The sequence below is a fragment of the Streptomyces cucumeris genome, assembly GCF_024295805.1.
GTDB lineage: Bacteria > Actinomycetota > Actinomycetes > Streptomycetales > Streptomycetaceae > Streptomyces > Streptomyces cucumeris.
Genome location: NZ_JANCLX010000038.1, coordinates 66,903 through 85,199, shown reverse-complemented (window position 1 = coordinate 85,199; position 18,297 = coordinate 66,903). Strand labels below are relative to the sequence as shown.

General features: G+C 68.5%; 14 protein-coding genes and 1 pseudogene. 9 read left to right on the top strand and 6 right to left on the bottom strand.

What is annotated here, in order from left to right:
• The coding region (locus NMK44_RS35915) for a hypothetical protein (protein WP_254751147.1) at positions 1-278 on the top strand (278 nt) is incomplete at its 5' end.
• Positions 279-324: 46 nt separating this feature from the next.
• Here NMK44_RS35915 and NMK44_RS42820 read toward each other — a convergent pair.
• The gene (locus NMK44_RS42820) at positions 325-684 is read right to left on the bottom strand and encodes a peptidoglycan-binding domain-containing protein (protein ID WP_374215392.1); all 360 of its coding nucleotides are present in this window, start codon (positions 682-684) and stop codon (positions 325-327) included.
• Between the two features lie 894 nt (positions 685-1,578).
• Between NMK44_RS42820 and NMK44_RS35910 the strand changes: the two genes are divergently transcribed.
• The 3 genes and pseudogenes from NMK44_RS35910 to NMK44_RS35900 all read left to right on the top strand — a co-directional run bounded on the left by NMK44_RS35910 (position 1,579) and on the right by NMK44_RS35900 (position 6,291).
• Positions 1,579-4,089, top strand: a complete 2,511-nt coding sequence (locus tag NMK44_RS35910; protein WP_308358717.1) for an ATP-binding protein — start codon at positions 1,579-1,581, stop codon at positions 4,087-4,089.
• Positions 4,090-4,169: 80 nt separating this feature from the next.
• A pseudogene (locus NMK44_RS35905) lies at positions 4,170-4,952 on the top strand (phosphotransferase family protein).
• A gap of 244 nt (positions 4,953-5,196) precedes the next feature.
• Positions 5,197-6,291 carry an RICIN domain-containing protein gene (locus NMK44_RS35900; protein ID WP_254751143.1) on the top strand — a complete coding sequence of 365 codons (1,095 nt, stop codon included), beginning with the start codon at positions 5,197-5,199 and terminating at the stop codon, positions 6,289-6,291.
• A 115-nt stretch (positions 6,292-6,406) separates the two neighbouring features.
• Here the strand turns inward: NMK44_RS35900 and NMK44_RS35895 are convergent, their stop codons facing one another.
• The 4 genes from NMK44_RS35895 to NMK44_RS35880 form a co-directional block, all read right to left on the bottom strand.
• Positions 6,407-8,797: an ATP-binding SpoIIE family protein phosphatase gene (locus NMK44_RS35895; RefSeq protein WP_254751141.1), complete on the bottom strand. Its 2,391-nt coding sequence runs from the start codon at positions 8,795-8,797 to the stop codon at positions 6,407-6,409.
• Positions 8,798-9,016: 219 nt separating this feature from the next.
• A complete protein-coding gene (locus tag NMK44_RS35890; protein WP_254751139.1) occupies positions 9,017-9,955 on the bottom strand; it encodes a LysR family transcriptional regulator in 939 nt (312 codons plus the stop codon).
• Positions 9,956-10,031: 76 nt separating this feature from the next.
• On the bottom strand, positions 10,032-12,308 hold the full coding sequence (locus NMK44_RS35885; protein ID WP_254751137.1) for an ATP-binding protein: 2,277 nt from the start codon (positions 12,306-12,308) through the stop codon (positions 10,032-10,034).
• 143 nt (positions 12,309-12,451) lie between these two features.
• On the bottom strand, positions 12,452-12,607 hold the full coding sequence (locus NMK44_RS35880) for an EthD domain-containing protein (RefSeq protein ID WP_254751135.1): 156 nt from the start codon (positions 12,605-12,607) through the stop codon (positions 12,452-12,454).
• Between the two features lie 60 nt (positions 12,608-12,667).
• On the opposite strand from NMK44_RS35880, the gene NMK44_RS35875 reads away from it, so the two are divergent.
• Positions 12,668-12,886 carry a hypothetical protein gene (locus NMK44_RS35875; RefSeq protein WP_254751133.1) on the top strand — a complete coding sequence of 73 codons (219 nt, stop codon included), beginning with the start codon at positions 12,668-12,670 and terminating at the stop codon, positions 12,884-12,886.
• Positions 12,887-13,101: 215 nt separating this feature from the next.
• Here the strand turns inward: NMK44_RS35875 and NMK44_RS35870 are convergent, their stop codons facing one another.
• A complete protein-coding gene (locus NMK44_RS35870) occupies positions 13,102-14,037 on the bottom strand; it encodes a LysR family transcriptional regulator (RefSeq protein ID WP_254751131.1) in 936 nt (311 codons plus the stop codon).
• Between the two features lie 131 nt (positions 14,038-14,168).
• Here NMK44_RS35870 and NMK44_RS35865 point away from each other — a divergent pair, with 131 nt between their 5' ends.
• Genes NMK44_RS35865 through NMK44_RS35850 form a run of 4 tightly spaced genes read left to right on the top strand, consistent with a single transcriptional unit; the run spans position 14,169 to position 18,281 of the window.
• A complete protein-coding gene (locus NMK44_RS35865) occupies positions 14,169-15,167 on the top strand; it encodes a fumarylacetoacetate hydrolase family protein (RefSeq protein WP_254751129.1) in 999 nt (332 codons plus the stop codon).
• Positions 15,164-16,129, top strand: a complete 966-nt coding sequence (locus NMK44_RS35860; RefSeq protein ID WP_254751127.1) for a cyclase family protein — start codon at positions 15,164-15,166, stop codon at positions 16,127-16,129. The genes NMK44_RS35865 and NMK44_RS35860 overlap by 4 nt, the downstream gene beginning before the upstream one ends.
• 23 nt (positions 16,130-16,152) lie before the next feature.
• A complete protein-coding gene (locus NMK44_RS35855) occupies positions 16,153-17,286 on the top strand; it encodes an FAD-dependent oxidoreductase (protein ID WP_254751125.1) in 1,134 nt (377 codons plus the stop codon).
• Positions 17,283-18,281 carry an amidohydrolase family protein gene (locus NMK44_RS35850; RefSeq protein ID WP_254751123.1) on the top strand — a complete coding sequence of 333 codons (999 nt, stop codon included), beginning with the start codon at positions 17,283-17,285 and terminating at the stop codon, positions 18,279-18,281. The genes NMK44_RS35855 and NMK44_RS35850 overlap by 4 nt, the downstream gene beginning before the upstream one ends.
• Positions 18,282-18,297 lie beyond the last annotated feature (16 nt).

Below are 18,297 nucleotides of genomic sequence, written 5' to 3'. Positions count from 1 at the left end.
CCCCCGACGGGGGGCCGGACGGCGGGGCCCCCACCGGTAAGGCACGGGAGAGCAAGCTGCCGCCGGAACTGGACACCGACACCACGGTCAGGACACTGCGGACGAAGTGGGAGCGGTGTCAGAAGCAAAGTGGCTACACCCAGCCGACCGCTGACAGCGACGGCAAGGTGATCATCAAGGACACCCCCGAGTTGCGAGCGTCGGAGCGCGCGTGCAAAGCCGAGCGGAAGGCTCTGGACCAGCGGGTGGCCGAGATCATGGCGAAGAGCAAGCAGTAGCGGTACCTCTCCAGCGCGGCGTGACACCGCGCCCGTGGTCCGGCGACTATCGCCATGTGTTCTTCTGTCGTGCGGCGGCCTGTGCGGACGCACTGGTCGCTGGACCGAAGACTCCCAAGGGGTCGCCGGTGATGCCGCGGTTGCGCTGGTACTGAGCGACGCCTCGGACGGTCGCCTCGTCGAACACGCCGGAGGCGGACACGTAGGTGAAGCCCTGTCCGAACAGGAATTGCTGGAGCCGATGGACATCGGGGCCGACGTCGCCCCGGCTGAGAGAGTGGCCGTGGGTGCGGCAGGAAGACGAGTCGCGGCAGTAGCCCGCCTGTGACTCCTGCGTGGATCCGGACGTCGGTGTCGGTCGCCTGCCCGGTCCGGACGACTCCGTCGCGGTCCCGGTCGTCGGCATGGATGGCGTCCCCGATGCGGTGGGCGGCGTCGTCGTCGGGGTGGGGGTCATGACCGGCGCCCTTCCGTGGGTGATGGGGGGAGGGCTCTCACCGTCATCGCACAGTGTCACCGTCAAGGCCACCACTGCCAGGAGACCGGCGCCCACGGTCTCCGAGTACAGGAGGGCCGACCTGCTCCAGCCCGCCGTTCGACGACGGCGGTGCCGTCTGCGCCTGTGACGGGGAGGACGGGGCTCCGCCCGTCTTTCCCGAACCCTCGGACCGGTCGTGGCCTCGGCCGCGGACCTCTGGTCGTCGAAGAGCCGAGCCTGCGGCACATCCTCCACCTGGTGCCGGAGCACTGGCCGCACGAAACGGGTGTACGGCCCTGGAGTGGCGCCGTACATGGGCCTTGGTTCAGTCATTTGAGGGAATGCTTCCTGTACCGTCCAGGACAGACGTCCATCGCCCTATGCCGTGACCGTGGATCGGATCCGGTCGGCATGGTGGCGGAATGGCACGAGAATGAGCGTGAGTTGACGACTGGGTGAATGGCGCGGACCTTGGCGCTGTGATCGGCTCCTTGAGAGGGGACGGAAATCTCGATGGCACGACCCGGTCCCGCTGGGTTTCAGCCATGGGGATGCTAGCCGTGCGGAGTGCTGTAACCCTTGGTAATGAATGGCCGGACGATCATGCTTAGGGATGCCTTAAGGCGCGCTTGAGGTTGTGGTCTGTCCGGTAACCGCCGGTCACGAGCGAGGCGTCTACTGTGGCGCTGGTGTGATGCACCGTCAGAAGCCTCTGTGAACAAGCTGCCGGACGCATAATCAACCGGCCCAAGCACTGCATGGATCGCGTAGGGGAACCCGTAGAACTACGCTATCGGGACCCTGCCCATCGGACGCATACTGGTGTTTGTCCACTGGCATCGGTCCAACCGGTGGCCGAAGTGGACCAAGCGCCAATGTGATCGGCCGGGAAAGAACAATTGCTGTCCATGCTCGCCCTCTTCGTATCCGTGGGAGTCCAGTCGTCGCCTTTGGCTTCGAGTCTGTGGTTGTCGTGCCCTGAGGGGGTGGGTTGAAGGCGTGGCGAAGGCAAGGCGATCGGTGGGCAACCTCCCCGCGGAGCTGACGAGTTTCGTCGGCAGGCAGCGGGAGTTGTCGCGGGCGCGGCAGGTACTGGCGCGGTCGAGGCTGTTGACATTGACCGGTCCGGCCGGGATCGGGAAGACCCGTCTGGCACTGCGGCTCGCTTATGAGGTGCGGCGTTCGTTCCCGGACGGGACTTGGCTGGTGGACCTGAGCTCCCTCGATGACGAGGCGCTACTGGTACGGACGGTCGTGACGGCGCTGGGAATCGACCCTGCCTCACCCCTGCCGTCCATGGACCTGCTCGTCTCTCACCTTGCCGGTCGGCGGATGTTGTTGATCCTGGACAACTGTGAACACCGTCTGGAGCCCTGCGCCGCGTTCGTACGCACCCTGCTGGCTGCCGCTCCCGATGTCCAGGTTGTGGCGACCAGTCGGCAGGCCCTCGGAGTCGACGGTGAGTTCCTGCTGACGGTGCCTCCGCTTTCGGCTCCCGACCCGAAGTCCTCGCCCACTCCGACCGCCATGGAACGGTACGACGCGGTGCTGCTGTTCGTTGAGCGGGCTTCGGCCGCGGTCGGGGAGTTCACGCTCACCGCGGAGGACGGTCCGCCTGTCGCCGGAGTCTGTCAGCTACTGGACGGCATTCCGCTCGCCATCGAGCTGGCCACGGCATGGTTGCGGGTGCTGAGCCCGAAGCAACTGCTGTCCGGTTTGGAGGATCATTTCTCGGCGCTCAACTACGGTGGCCGGGCGACTCCCCGGAGCCAGCAGAACGTGTGCTCGGCCATGGCGTGGAGCTACGGGCTGTGCACGACGCGGGAACAGCTCGGGTGGGCACGGCTGTCGGTGTTCTCCGGAGGCTTCGACCTGGAGGCGGCCGAAGCGGTCTTCGCGGCAGAGCCGGGCCGGGGCGCGGAAGGCCAGACCTTGGAGATGATCAGTGGTCTGGTGGACAAGTCGATCCTGATCCGGGAAGGGTCCCACGGAATGCCCCGGTACCGGATGCTGGTGACCATACGTCACCACGGTGTGAAGCGGTTACGTGAGTCGCACGAGGAGACGGCGGTGCGCCGACGCCACCGCGATCACTATCAGCGGCTGGCGGCCCGTGCGGCGCTCGACTGGTTCAGCCCACGTCAGGACTCCTGGTACACCCGGCTGTGCCGTGAGCACGGCAATATCCGTGCCGCCCTGGATTTCTGTCTGAGCACACCGGAAGAAGCCCACGCCGGACTGCGGATGCTGAGCTCCCTGTGGAGCTATGTGCTGAGCGCCGACGATCTGGACGAAGAACGGCACTGGCTGGGCCAGGCCTTGGCGCTGGATCAGCAGCCCAGCCCGGCCAGAGCCAAGGCGCTCTGGGTTGATGGCTGGCTGTCCCTGCTGCGTGGCGAGAACGATGTGGCCAAGGACCGGCTGACCGAGTGCCGGACTCTCGCGGATCACCTCGGCGATCCCGAAACCGTTACGCACGCCGCGGAGCTGGGTGGGCTGGTAGCGCTCTTCGAGGACGATCTGGAGGTGGCGGTGGCGCTTCTGGAGGAAGCGCTGCGCAGTCACCGGGCCAGGAAGGACCTGTGGAGCGAGTGGACGGCGCTGTTCCTTCTCGCCCTGGCTCGCTGCCTGACTGGTGATTCCCATGCCCGCAGCACTGTCGATGAGTGTCTGGCTCTGTGCGACGCTCACGATGCCCGTTGGTCGCGCTCCTACGCACGATGGTTGCTGGGCCTGCACCACTGGGTCGAGGAGCGCCCTGCCCGCGCGATCAGTTGCCTTGAGGACGCACTGCGTCTGTCCCAGCCCTCACGGGATGTGCTGATCGGCGCCCAGTGCCTGGAAGTTCTGGGCTGGGCTATCGCGGACCAAGGACGTTGGGAGCCGGCAGCTGTGGTCCTCGGCGCCGCCCGGACACAGTGGGCTGCGACGGGCACCGCCCTGCCTGGCGCGGGCCGTCTCCTGCGATACCACACCGCCTGCGAGGAACGACTGCGCCGCGCCCTCGGCGATTCCGCATTCGAGACCGCCGTACAGACGGGGACAGCGCTGAGCCCCACCCAGGCGGCTGAGCGGGCGTTCGGGATGGCCCCGGCCGCCACCCCGGCGACCACACAGCCCGCTGACATTGCCACCTCACCCCTGACACGGCGGGAACACCAGGTTGTCGCACTGCTGGCCAAAGGCCTGACCGACAAGCAAATCGCGGCCAAGCTGGTGATCTCCCCACGCACGGCCGAGGGACACGTCCGGCGCATCCTCGCCAAACTCGGCTGCACCTCGCGCACTCAGGTGGCCACATGGGCGATAACGAACCTTGTCAAACGATCATAGAGACCATCACGGCCAGGCTGCCGTGTGGATGATGAGGTGACACGGTGACCAACCACGACGCGGTCGAGGCCGTCCGACCGATGACACTGGCGTGGGTGAGCCGACACCTGGAGGTCGGCGAACGGGTCCGCAGCGCCGAGGCGCTGCGCGGCGGCATCACTGCCGACATGCAGCGGCTGACCATCGGCACGCGGGACGGAGGCACCCGTGACCTGGTGCTGCGGAGCTTCGTCACCATGAACACGGAGCACGCCGGGGACGGTTTGCTCAGGGAGGCAGACGCTCTGACCTTGCTCAGGGGTACCGGTGTGCCGGCCCCTGGACTGGTCGCGGTTGATCCGACCGCCGCGCAGTGCGAGCACCCGTCGCTCCTCATGACGCATCTGGCGGGCCGGACGATCCTGGAAGACGAGGGATTGGAGGCGCGCGTCCCTGTGCTGGCCCGTCAACTCGTGGCGATCCACGCGTTGCGACCCGCCGTGCGGCCCCTGGCAATGTGCTGTTCGACGTGCGCTCCTCAAGCCCGGCAGGCCCCCGGCTCACCGGCGTCGTCGACTGGGCACAAACTTCCTGGGGCCCGGCGGACCTCGGATGTCGCGCACTGCTCCACCAATCTCGCGTTGCTGCACGGCCCGGCGTGGGGGCTGCGGTTCGCCGATGCGTATGAGGAGGCCGGCGGGGTGCTGGCCTCAGCCCGGAGCGAGCGGCTGTACTGGCATGTGCGGGACGTGCTGGCGATCTCGGAAGAAGTGCAGTGGGTTTCGCAGCCGTGGCGGGATGCAGGGAGGACAGAGCTGACGACGCGGGCCGTGGAGCAAAGGCTGGACGCCTACGTCACTGTCCTGATGGACGCGCTGGGCTGAGCCAGGACGGTCCAGCTGCGAATTTCCTCGGGAGTGTGGAAGACAGGTAATTCCACGCTGGTGCGCGTGAGCGCCGCAGCTCTACCGTATTCCTGCTGACCAGTGAACTCGTCAAGGCTCTGAAGTCATTGACAGTACTGGCGCTCACAGCTCATTCACCCATACTGCGAGGAAAAGGGCTATGCCCGCAATGAGTCGACGCGGCTTTCCCCTGTCTGCGTCCATCAGGAAATCGGCCACACTTGTGGCCAGTCTGGCGATCGCCGCCGCCCCGCTTGCCGCGACACCCGCTCAGGCGGACAGTGGAACGGGCGACTTCCAGGTCACCGTCAGTCCAAGGAACGACAGCAACCTGAGCTTTCAACCTGCGCCGCCGCATTGGTTCAAGCTCTTCGAAACGTGGCTTGATGAAGAGGGCCTCACCGTCGCTCCGGCCGCTGACGGAACATTCAATCTACAGAATTCTTCCGGCTGCGTGGAGGAACAGTCGGGCTCGCAGCTCCACATGCCGTCCTCGTGTCCCACGGCCGGAGCGTGGGCGTTGCAGCGGGCGAACGACGGATCGGACTACTTTCTGATCCGCCATGTCATCGACGACAAGTGCCTTACTCCGGCCGATGTGAGCTCTGCGGGCAATGTGATACTGCGCACCTGCGACAGTGGAGATACGACACAGCATTGGTCCCTTACTCCGCGCGGCGACACATCGGAAACCGCCGTCGACGATCTCTTGGCGCAGTACGAGAGCGGTACGATCGGCTCGGAACCCAATAAGGTGCAGGTCTGCAACAACGGCGGCTACGCCGCACGGGCAACGGTCGACTACACCGTGCAGGAGCCCTCCAGCACGGACGTCAAAACGGGCCATATCGCCCTTCCCAGTTTCCCGGTCGGCCAGTGCCAGACGGCCACGCTGCCGGCCGGCAAGGTCGCTGCTGTCGTGCAGGTCTACCGGTTCACCACCTGGTACGCGGGCAGGTATGCCTTCTGGGACGGCGACCGCGACGGCAACGGCAATTGCGTTGCCTTTGCCGGGTGTGACAACGACCGGCCGATCGCGAAGTGGTCGGTCGCGGGTACCCATGCGGACGTCACCTTCTCCGCCACGGGCACGACCTGCTACCCGGGGCTGTCCATCTCGAAGTCCGACAAGAACACAGCTCTCGACGCTCAAATAGGAGACACCGACCGGGGGTGCACCGGGAGCACCCTCGGCGATATCACCAGCGCCATCTCGGGCGGGGTTCCCAAGGAGAACACCGGCACTGCCTATACGGTCGGTGAAGTCGTGATCAATGCCTTCACCTTCATCACCAAACTCTTCGGCGGCGCGAGGTAGTCCATGGTGGAAGCCGCCGCAGGGCGGTGGCCATGGCACGGCAGTCGCTCGGCTGGGGTCTCCCAGCCGAGCGTTCTGCGTGGGCGCCTCCTACGGGACAGCCCACCAGGTGTCACTACGCCCGGCCGGCGGCCGTGGTTGGCATGAAGGGTTCGGGCAGTGCCTGTTCGGACCAGATCGTCTTGCCTCTGGTGGTGTGCCGGGTGCCCCAGCGCTGGGAGAGTTGCGCTACCAGGAGCAGCCCCCTCCCTCCCTCGTCGTAGACGCGGGCTCGCCGCAGATGGGGTGCGGTGTTGCTGCTGTCGGTGACCTCACAGATCAGCGACGTGGTGCGGATCAGCCTCAACCGGATCGGGGGCTGACCGTACCGGATGGCGTTCGTGACCAATTCGCTGACGACCAGTTCGGTGACGAAGGCCGCGTCGTCCAGTTCCCAGGTGGTCAGTTGCGCGCCTGCCCATTGGCGCGCCGGGCTGACGGCGGACGGCTCCGGGGGCACATCCAGGGTGGCGACCTGGGACGCGTCGAAGCGGGAGGGGCGTGCGACGAGCAGGGCGACGTCGTCATCGGGTTCATCGAGGAGCACGGTGTCCAGAACGGTGTCGCAGACCTCCTCCAAGGGACGGCCGGGGGACTGGTGCAGGGCCTGGCCCAGTCGCCGCAGTCCGGATTCCACATCGTGGCGGCGGCTCTGGACGAGGCCATTGGTGTAGAGCGTGATCAGGCAGTTCTCCGGCAGTTCCAGCTCAGTGGTCTCGAACGGGAGGCCGCCCATGCCCAGCGGGGGGCCCGCGGGCAGGTCGGGCACCTCGACGGTGCCGTCGGGGGCGACGAGTACGGGTGCCGGGTGTCCCGCCCGCGCCACCGAGCAGCGGCGTGTGATCGGATCGTAGACGGCGTACAGACAGGTCGCCCACATGTCGTGGGAACCCGGCCCGCCGGATCGTCCGGGCAGCCCCACGTCGTGGTGCAGGATGATGTCGTCCAGGTGGGTGAGCAGCTCGTCCGGCGGAAGGTCCACGTCGGCGAGGGTGCGCACCGCCGTCCGCAAGCGGCCCATGGTGGCCGACGCCTGGATGCCGCGTCCCACGACGTCCCCGACGACGAGCGCGACGCGTGCGCCGGACAGCGGGATGACGTCGTACCAGTCACCGCCGATTCCGGTATGGGGATCCGCCGGCAGATAGCGGGAGGCGACCTCCAGTGCCGGCTCGTGCGGCAGATGCCGCGGCAGGAGGTTGCGTTGCAGGGTCAGCGCGGTGTTTCGCTGGGCGGTGTAGCGCCGGGCGTTGTCGATGCACACCGCCGCCCGTGCGGCGATCTCCTCGGCGAGAAGCAGGTCGTCCTCGTCGAAGAGTTCGGGGTTCCGGTGGCGCAGGAAGACGGCGAGTCCCAAGGTGATGCCCCGGGCGCGCAGGGGCACCATCATGACCGAGCTGATCCCGTGGGTCTCCACCATGTGCGAGCCTCCCGGCAGGCTCGCCACCCACTCCCGGTAGCGTGGGTCGTCCAGCCGGTGCCGGGAGGAACGGCCCTGTATCAGGGCCTCTGCGGGCGGGGTGTCTTTGGGGTAGCGGCTGGTCCGCCCGCACTCGATCAGGGATTCGGGGTGGCCGTCGAGGACGGAAGCCTGGCCGGCACGGTACAGCGTGACGCCGTCGTCTTCGGGCCGCAGGTTCGGCTCGTCACCCTGGAGCACCGGCTCCAGGAGATCCACGCAGACGAAGTCCGCGAAGTCGCCGCATGAGACATCTGCCAGCTCCTGGGCGGTGCGGTCCGGCTGCAGTGTGCTGCCGATACGGGTGCTGGCGTCGTTGACCAGGGCCAGGCGCTGCCGGGCCTTGCGATGCGGGCTCGTGTCGATCACCGTGACGGTGGCTCCGCAGATCTGTCCGGCCGGATCCTTCACCGGTGTGATGTAGAGCGAGTGCGCTCGCGGACCGATCTCACCGGGTGCCTGGTTGAACAGCTCCTGCACGTGCGGCTTCCCGGTCCGCAGCACCTCCTCCGTGAGGGCGTCCGTCGTGTCGAAGGCTTCGCCGGGACTGAATTCCCGCAGTCGCCGTCCGCGCTGCTGCGCCGCGGTCATCCCCATCTGCATCAGCATCAGATGGCTCGCGCTCACCATGCGATTCTGCCGATCGTGGAAGGCCACGGCGACGGGTAGCTGTTCCAGTACCCAGGACGCGAGTGCGGGCGCCGCGGTGCCCTGTACGACGGGCTCGGCAGAAGAGGCCATGACGATCCAGCCGCTGTCGCCGTCCGCGCCTTGGACCGGGCTCGCGTGTACCGTCAGCGGCACCCCTTGGCCATATCTGTGACGTGCGGCGATGCCACCGCTCCACTCCCGCCGCCGGACGAAGCTGCGGAGTGCCGCCACCGGGAGCTTCGCCGCGAGCAGACCGGTCGCGTAGGTACCGAGAATCTCCTCGGGTGCGTACCCGAGCAATCTCTGGGCGTCCGCACTCCATGCGGTGATCTTGCCCATGCTGTCGATGGACACCATGACCGGCCGGATGGCCGTTTCCTGACCGTGCGGCGTTCCCGAAGACGGGGATGTCGAATGCATGGTCCTTCTGCACTTTCCCTGAGGGTCTGGGCGCCACGAGCCCTGGTAGTGCCTTGGCTACCACGATAGTGCGGATCCCTCGCCGGGAACGCTCCGCGCTGAGGCACTCACCGCGCACGCTGTGGCACGGATGACGATGACTGTTCCGAAGCCGGATCATCCTTGCCCTGGATGGTCGGCAAGGTCCTTCGGCCCGGTCATCGCGGTCCCGACCTGGGCGGTGATCTCCCGGAGCCAGTTGTGCGCGGCGTCGTGCATATGGACCGGGTGCCACCACAGTGCCTCCTGGAGTGGAACGGCCTCGTAGGGCGGTTCCATCATGCGTACGGGGGCCACCGTGGGCAGGAGGCCTGCGAGGCGTTTCGGCATGGGGGCGATCCGGCGGGTACCGGCCACTAGGAACGGCAGGGTGAGGAAGCTGTCGGTCGAGACTCCGACCTGCGGTTCGATGCCGAACATGCTGAGCTGACGGGTGGCCGGTGTGTCGTAGGCGCGGTGGTAGGACACCCAGGGAAAGCGGGCCAGATCGCTCAGGGCGAGTTCCTGATCGACGTCGGGATGGTCCTCGGACACCAGGAAGACCCAACGGTCCTGGAAGAGTTCGACGGCGGGGAAGCCGCTGATGATGCCGTGCGGCATGAGGAGGCCGTCGACCGTACTCAGCAGTGCGTCCGTGTCCTCGGTGATGTCGGCGGGAGACCGCCGGAAGCACAACCGGACCCCGGGTGCCGCCTCGTGTACGACACGGGCGAGTTCGGCGCCGAAGACGGCCACCGCGTAGTCGGAGGTGAGGAGGGTGAACTCGTGTTCCTCCGTGGCGGGGTCGAAGGTGGCCCGGCTGGCTAAGACCCGGTCCAATAAGTCGCATGCGGCGGCCGTGCGATCCACGAGGGCGAAACCGAGGGCGGTGAGCTCGTAGCGGCCCCCGCTGCGCACGAGGAGATCGTCGTCGAAGTGGCGGCGCAGCCGGGCGAGGGCGGCGCTCGTCGCGGGCTGGCTGAGTCCGATGCGCTGACCGGCGCGGGTGACATTGCGCTCCTCCAGCAGCGCCCGGAGGGCCACGACGAGGTTGAGATCAAGGCTGGGCAGAGTCATGCGCTCTCCGAAAGGGTCGGACCCAGCGAGGGTCATTTGTGCTGTGGATGGTCCACATCAAGACAATCCACATAGTTTATTGATGGGCTTGGGATGCGGACCAAGAGGCGATCTGCGAGCGGGACCTGAATCCGAGCTTGGCGAGGATCTGCTGGATGTGCCCTTCCGCGGTACGGGGGGAGATCACGAGCCTGGCCGCGATCTCCTTGTTGCTGGCTCCTTGGGCCACGAGCCGGGAGATCTGCAACTGCCGTGGTGTCAGGTCGGACATCGGCGCAGGAGGAAGGTCGTGGGAGGCGTCCCGCCGGCTCCTGGTCTTCACGGCGTAGCGGACCGCCTGATCGGGTGTCATACGACCACCGGTCTTGAAGGCGTCCTTGAACGCGGTCCTTCCCAGAGCCTGGCGCACACGCTTTCCCGCGTCGTTGTGATGCCGGCGGAACGGGCCGGTGCCAGGAATGCATGTGCCGGTGATCCGCCAGGCGGTGTGTGCCGCGCCGAGCAGTACGGCCGCACGTTCGTCATGGCCGAGTTCCGCCTCCGCCCAGGCCATGACCTCCAGGCAGTGCGCACGGCAGAGGTGGTCTGTGAGGGACCCGGTCCGGAGTGCTCGCTTGATGAGGGTGATGGCGCGTTGCGGCTGCCCCTGACGGCAGTACGTCAGGCCCATGCTCCACAGGGCACCGGACAGGGAACCGTGGGCCTGGTGCTCCTCACAGAGTTTGATCAGGTCGCGCGCGCACGTCGTGGCGCGGGGGTCGTCCATGAGGCTGTAGCCGAGCGTGAGCAGCAGCAGGGTCGTCGCGACGGCACCGTGGTCCTGCGCCCCACGCCGGCCGGCGAGCGCCTCCCTCAGCACGGCCGTGGCGTGGAGGAATTCACCATCGAAGAGGGCGGACAGGCCCGCGAACTGAAGGGTGGCGGCATGGACGGCCTCGTCGTCGAGTTGCCGGGTCAGGTCCTGGCATTCCTTCAACCGCCGCTGCGCCGTGGGGTGGTCCCCTGCGAACAGTGCCGCCCAGCCGTCGGCCCGCAAGGCGAGTGCCCGTTCCGGACCGGGTTCGGGGGCGCCCGCGGACAAGGCGGTGCCCAGCCAGGTGCGCCATTCATCAAGCGGTCCTCTGACGAGTCCGAGGTGCCATGCCCCGGCCGCTATGCGCAATGCCGCCGGTGCGAGGGACGGTTCCTGCGCGCCGAAGGCGACGGCGGCCCTGAGGTCGGCCTCTTCCCGGCTCAGCCGGCCCGACCAGTACCGCTGGTCCGGGCCGAACCAGTCGGCTTCGGCCCGCTCGGTCAGATCCAGGCACCACGCCAGGTGGCGTCGGCGGAGAACCGCTGCCTCGCCCAGGGTGTCCAGGCACTCCAGGCCGTACTGCCGGATGGCCCGGAGCATGCGGAAACGGACCTGTCCGCCGGTCTCCTCTTTCACCAGGACCGACTTGTCCAGGAGCCCTGCCAGCAGGTCGAGCACATCATGGGGTGCGATGTCCTCTCCGGAGCACACCGCTTCGACCGCCTCGAGTTCGGCGCCCTCGACGAATACCGACATACGAGCCCACAAGAGCCGCTCCGCCGGGGAGCACAGGCGGTGACTCCAGTCGATCGTGGACCTGAGCGTCCGCTGCCGTGCCGGAACGAACCGTGCCCCGCCGGTCAGGAACTCCAGAGGATCCCGCAGATGCTGCAGGACTCTGTCCACGGAAAGCACACGGAGGCGGGTGGCCGCGAGCTCGACGGACAACGGTAGGCCGTCCAGTCTTCGGCAGATGTCGGCCACGGTCGCGCAGTTGGCGTCGGAAAGGGTGAAGCCGGGCAGCACGGCCGTGGCGCGCTCGACGAACAGGCGCACGGCATCGCTCTGCATCAGGGTGCCCGGGGAGCTCGGCCCGTGTGGTTCGGGAAGTGAAAGGGGCGGTACGGACAGGACGTGTTCGCCCTCGACACCCAGCCGCTGACGGCTGGTGGTGAGGATCTGGAGGCGCGGTGCCATGCGCAGCAACCGGTCGGCCAGCCGGGCGCACTCCTCGACGCGCTGCTCGCAGGTGTCCAGGATCAGCAGCGTGCGTTTGCCGCGCAGATGGAACTCCAGAGCCGTCTGCGGCTCTGATTCATCGTCGATGGGCACTCCCAGAGCGGCTGCCACGGCCCTCGCCACGCGGTCGCCGTCACCGAGGGCAGCCAGCTCGACCAGCCACACGCCGTCGGGGTAGGAACGGCTCACCTTCGATGCCGTTCGCACGGCCAGCCGGGTCTTGCCCGCCCCGCCGGGACCGGTGAGTGTCAGGATCCTGGTGCGCGCGAGTAACTCCCCGGCTTCGGAGATGTCCTGGCGCCGGCCTATGAAACTGGTCAACTCCGGGGGGAGATTCCCCGCACGGGCACCATGGCTGGTCAAGAGGTGCGTTCCTGTCAGTGGTCCAACGGTGATCTGGATCGTTGCCGTCCGCGGGGCCGGTGTTCGTGGCGCCGGAGCTCGCACCTCGGCCGCAGAGATGTTCACTTGGGGTGGCAGAAGACGGTCACCTGGAAGTAGCCGCGGATCTGCAGGGGGTTGGCCGCCGCCAGTGATCCGTGTACATCGTGCACGTACCGCAGGAACGCCCGGTGTGTCATACCCGGTTTGCGGCGGATGGCGGCGATCAGGTTCAGCATGGCTGCTTTCTGATGGGACGAGGAGGTGACCGGCATCGCTGGGGAGGAGGGAGGCCTGCGATGCCGGTCGCTCATGGGGTTCTCGCGGCGGAACCGGCCGGTCGGAAGGCCGGTTCCCGGAGCGGCTCGGACGCGTCGTCCGTGGCCGTGGCCGGGGCCGGGGGCCTGGGTGCGGGCATGCTGGAACTCCACCTGGCGTATCGGACGGGGAAGGGACTCGGCCACCTCGGTGAGGTCGCCCGGCGCCCTGGGCAGGACCGGGACCGCGAGCACCGATGACTGCCGTCACGCCGCGACGGGTCTGCTCGCCGGGCGCCTGCGCCGACCCGGCAGTGGTGTGGTGTGCGGCTTCGGCGTCGGCTTGAAATGACTATGAAGGACCGGGCAGGCCCTGCCTAGCCCTCGTCCGATCGAGATCGAGGATGGGGATCATCCAGGTCCTGGATGCCGCGTGTGCGGAAGCGGGTGTCCGCTGGGTCCGTTCGGCGCCGGAGCTACTTCTCTGCGGAAAGCTGTCCGGGTGTGGACCCCGACAGCTCCGCTCCCACCCGCGCGGCGGTCTCGCGCAGCCAGATGTGGGCCGCGTCGTGGGTGTGGACCGGGTGCCACCACATCGCTTCCCGCAGGGGCACCGCTTCGTAGGGCGGGTCCATGACGCGTACCGCTGCCACGCCGCTCATCAGGTCGGCCAGGCGCCGCTGCACCAGGGCGATCCGCCGGGTGCCGGCGACCAGGAAGGGCAGTACGTGGAAGCTGTCGGCGGAGACCTCGATGCGGGGGGCGACACCGAGCATGCTCAGCTGGCGGGCGGCCGGGGCATCGTAGACGCGCTGGTAGACGACCCAGGGGAGGCGGGCCAGATCGGCCATGGTCAGCCGTTCGCCGACCTCGTCGTTGTCCTCGGCGACGAGGAAGACCCAGCGGTCGGAGAACAGCTCGACGGAGGGGAAGCCGCTGATGACACCGTGCGGCATCAGCAGCCCGTCGGCAGTGCTGAGCACCGTTTCCGTGCCCTCCGTGATTCCGGGCGGGGTCCGCTGGAAGCGCAGCCGTACACCCGGCGCCTCGGCATGCACGGCCCGGGCGAGTGCGGCACCGAACACGGTGACGGCGTAGTCGGAGGCGAGCAGTGTGAACTCGTGCTCCTCGCTGCCCGCCGCGAACTCGGCCCTGCTGCTGAAGACCCGCTCCAGCAGGTCACAGGCGGTGGCGGTGCGGTCCAGGAGGGCTCGCCCGAGGGCCGTCAGCTCGTATTGTCCGCCGACGCGGGAGAGGAGCTCGTCGCCGAAGTGGCGGCGCAGGCGGGCCAGCGCCGCGCTCATCGCCGGCTGACTGAGCCCGACGCGCTGCCCGGCGCGGGTGACATTGCGTTCCTCCAGCAGGGCTCGCAGGGACAGGACGAGATTGAGATCGAGCCCGGACAGGGACACGACACCTCCAGAGCGTGGCCGCACGAGGCGGCGATATTCGTGCCACGGATGATCGGCATCTGAAGAATCGATTTCCCAGATTACGGGATGCGGGGCCAGATTGGTCACACCGCGATCTGGAGGACATCCCCGTGACACCCGCAGCCCTTTCCGCGTCCTTCGCCGGACCCTTCGCCCTCGGCACCCTCTCCTGCCCTGACCAAGCAGCTTTCCCCGGTCTGGTGATCCACGGGGAGCGTGTGCTGGACCTCCGTACCGCCCTCGGCGACCCCGCTCTGACGGTGCGCGGAATCTTCGAACGCTGGGACGAGGTACTCCCGCGGCTGCGTGCCCTGGCGGCGGACGGGAGCGACGGCCCCTGGCAACCACTCGACGGACTGCGGGCGCACGCTCCCGTCGAGCCCCGGCAGATCTTCCAGTCCGGTGCCAACTACCGGCAGCACGTGATCGATCTGGAGGTCGCCCATCGCGCGCCCGACGATCCGCGTACGGAGGAGGAGGCGCGGCAGGAGATCGCCGCGGTCATGGACCGGCGGGCGGCGGAGGATCTGCCGTACGTCTTCCTCGGTCTCCCGAGCGCCATCACCGGGCCGTACGACGATGTCGTGCTGCCCGGGTGGGCCGAGCAGCCGGACTGGGAACTGGAGCTGGCGGTGGTGATCGGACGGCCCGCGCACCGGGTCTCCGTCGAGGAGGCCCTGGAGTACGTCGCCGGGTACACGATCGCCAACGACCTCACCGACCGCGCCACCGTCTTCCGCCGGGACATGAAGGCCATCGGCACCGACTGGCTGCACAGCAAGAACGCGCCCGGCTTCACACCGCTCGGGCCATGGATCGTGCCGGCCGAGTCGATCGCGGACCCGCGGGATCTGCGCGTCACGCTGAAGCTGAACGGCGAGACCATGCAGGACGAATCCACCCAGGACATGCTCTTCGACGTCCAGCGGCTGGTGTCGTACACCTCGCAGACCGCCCGGCTCCTCCCCGGGGACCTGGTGCTGACCGGCAGCCCGGCCGGCAACGGAATGCACTGGGGGCGGCTGCTGCGCGACGGCGACGTCATGGAGGGCTCCATCACCGGGCTGGGCGCGCAGCGCACCCGCTGCGTGGCGGAGGCATCGGCATGAGCCTGGACCGCTCCGACCCCGAGGGCGCGATCGCCGAGGCCGCCCATGCGTACTCCAACTGGGGCCGCTGGGGCGAGGACGATGTCCTCGGCACCCTCAACTTCCTCGACGAGGCCAAGCGCCGTGAGGGCGCCGCGCTGGTGCGGCGCGGCGTGAGCTTCTCGCTGTCGCAGCGGTTCGACATGAACGGGCCGCAGAACGGCTGGCGCCGGCGCACCAACCCCGTGCACACGATGCTCGACACCGGCACCGACGCGGCACTGGGCAGCCAGGGCTTCCCGCACGGCTTCGGCGGCGCGGACGACGTGATCGCGATGCCGCTGCAGTGCTCCACGCAGTGGGACGGCCTCGGGCACATCTTCGACCACGGCAGGGCCTGGAACGGGCGGGACGCCGCGAAGGTCGTCACCTCCGAAGGCGATCTCATCACCGGAATCGAGCACATGGCGCCGTACGTCGCCGGGCGCGGCCTCCTCCTCGACGTCGGACGCGTCATCGGCGACGAACGCGGAGAACTGGCCGACGGTTTCGCGATCACCGAGGACCACCTGACCGCGACCGCCGAGGCGCACGGCGTCGTGGTGGGGCGCGGCGACATCGTCGTCGTACGGACCGGACGGCTGGCGCGCGCCCGCCGTGAGGGCTGGGGCGACTACGCGGGCGGCGCCTCGCCCGGTCTGTCGTTCACCACGGCCAGCTGGTTGCACCGCACCGAGATCGCCGCGATCGCCACCGACACCTGGGGATTCGAGGTGCGGCCCAATGAGTTCAAGGAGGCCTTCCAGCCGCTGCACCAGGTCGCCATCCCCAACATCGGCCTGCTCATCGGCGAGATGTGGGACCCCGAAGCGCTGGCCCGCGACTGTGCGGCCGACGGCGTCCATGAGTTCTGGCTCACCGCCGCGCCCCTGCCCGTCACCGGAGCCGTCGGCTCCCCCGTCAACCCGGTCGCCGTCAAGTGAACCGATCAACCGAGGAGTTGGCCATGGCAGCACCAGCACCGCAGCGGACCGTCCTGGTCATCGGCGGCGGCACCGCCGGCAACGCGTTGACCGTCCTGCTGCGGCAGGCCGGCGTCGACGTCGACCTCGTCGAGGCCACGCCCGACTGGAATGTGCGCGGCTCGGGCATCACCCTTCAGGGCAACGCCCTGCGTGTGCTGCACGAGATCGGTGTCTGGGACGAGGTCCGCGAGCACGGCTGCGCGTTCGACTCCCTGGGCCTGACCGCGCCCGACGGCACCGTGCTCCATGTGCAGGAGGACATCCGCATCGGCGGCGACGACCTCCCCGCCACCCTGGGCATGCAACGCCCCGTCCTCCAGCGCATCCTCACCGACGCCGTGCGGGCATCCGGCGCCCGCGTCCGGCTCGGTACCACCGCCGAGATCCGCACTCACGACGACACCTCGGTGGCCGTCCGCCTCAGCGACGGAACCGAGCGGCGCTACGACCTCGTCGTGGCCGCCGACGGGCTGAACTCGGCGACCCGCGCGGCCATCGGCATCGACGACAAGCCCGAGCCGACCGGTATGGCCATCTGGCGTGTCCCGGCACCCCGCCCGGCCGGTGTCGAGCGCAGCGACCTGGCCCACGGCGGGCCCTGCTACATCGCCGGCTACACGCCCACCGGCGAGGACACCCTCTACGCCTTCCTGGTGGAGCCTGCCCGCGACCGTGCCACCATCCCGCCGGAGTCCTACGCCGACGAGATGCGCCGTCTCGCCGGGCGCTACGGCGGTGCCTGGGACGAGATCCGCGCGTCGATCACCGACCCGGCGCAGGTGAACTACACCTGGTTCGACCGCATGCTGGTCGAGGGCTCCTGGCACCGGGGCCGGGTCGTGCTCGTCGGCGACGCCGCGCACTGTTGCCCGCCCACGATGGCCCAGGGAGCAGCGATGTCCCTGGAGGACGCCTGGGTGCTGTCCCAACTGCTCACCAGTGGGGCGGACTGGGACGACGACCTGCTCAGCAGGTATCACCGGCGACGGATCGACCGCGTCCGGAGGGTCGTCGACGCGTCCGTGCAGATCGGACAGTGGCAGCTCGACGGCGTACAAGGTGATGTGCCCGGGCTGATGCGCACCGCCATGACCGCGCTCAAGGAGCTGCCGTGACGGTGCCCACCATCGATGTGCACGCCCACATCCTGCTCCCCGCGGCCGAGGCCCTCGTGGCCGGCCTTCCCGGCCTGGAGGAAGCCAAGGCGCTGGACGCCCGCCGCAACGGCGCCGCCTCCCTGTCCGTCAACGGCCCCATGGTCGCCGAGCGCATCCCGAGGCTGACCGATGCGACCGTACGGCTGGCAGAGATGGACGCGCAGGGTGTGGACATACAGCTGGTCGGCCCGTCCCCCGCGCACTACCACTACTGGGCGGACGAGGACACGGCCGAGAGACTCTGCCGATTGGTGAACGAGGCCACGGCCGCGCACTGCTCCCGGGCGCCCGAGCGGTTGTACGGGCTGGGGCTCGTGCCGTTGCAGCATCCGGAGCAGGCGGTACGCGCCCTGGAACACGCTCTCGAACAGGGCCTGTCGGGTGTCGAGATCTCCAGCCACGCACCCGGACGGGAACTGTCGGACCCGGTGTACGAACCCCTCTGGGCCCTGGCGGAGGAGAGGGGCGCGATCCTCTTCCTGCACCCCTTCGGTTGCACGCTCGACGAGCGGCTGGACCGGTGGTACCTGTCCAACACGGTCGGCCAGCCCACCGAGAACGCCGTCGCCCTCTCCCACCTGATCTTCTCCGGGGTACTGGACCGGCACCCGGAACTGAAGCTCGTGGCCGCGCACGGCGGCGGCTACCTCCCCACCCACATCGGCCGCTCCGACCACGCCTGGCAGGCCCGCTCCGACGCGGGCGCGGCCTGCTCCCATCCGCCCAGCAGCTACCTCGGGCGGATCTGGTTCGACTCCCTCGTCCATGACCCGCAGGTCCTGCGCGCGCTGATCGCCGCCGTGGGAGCCGACCGGGTGCTGCTCGGCTCCGACTTCCCGTTCGACATGGGCACGGACGATCCGGTCGGCGCGCTGCGGGCCGCAGGGCTGGCCGAGTCCGACTTCCACGCCGTACGCGGCGGCAACGCGGCCGCGTTGCTGCGCCTGACCTGACCCACAGGAGGAAACG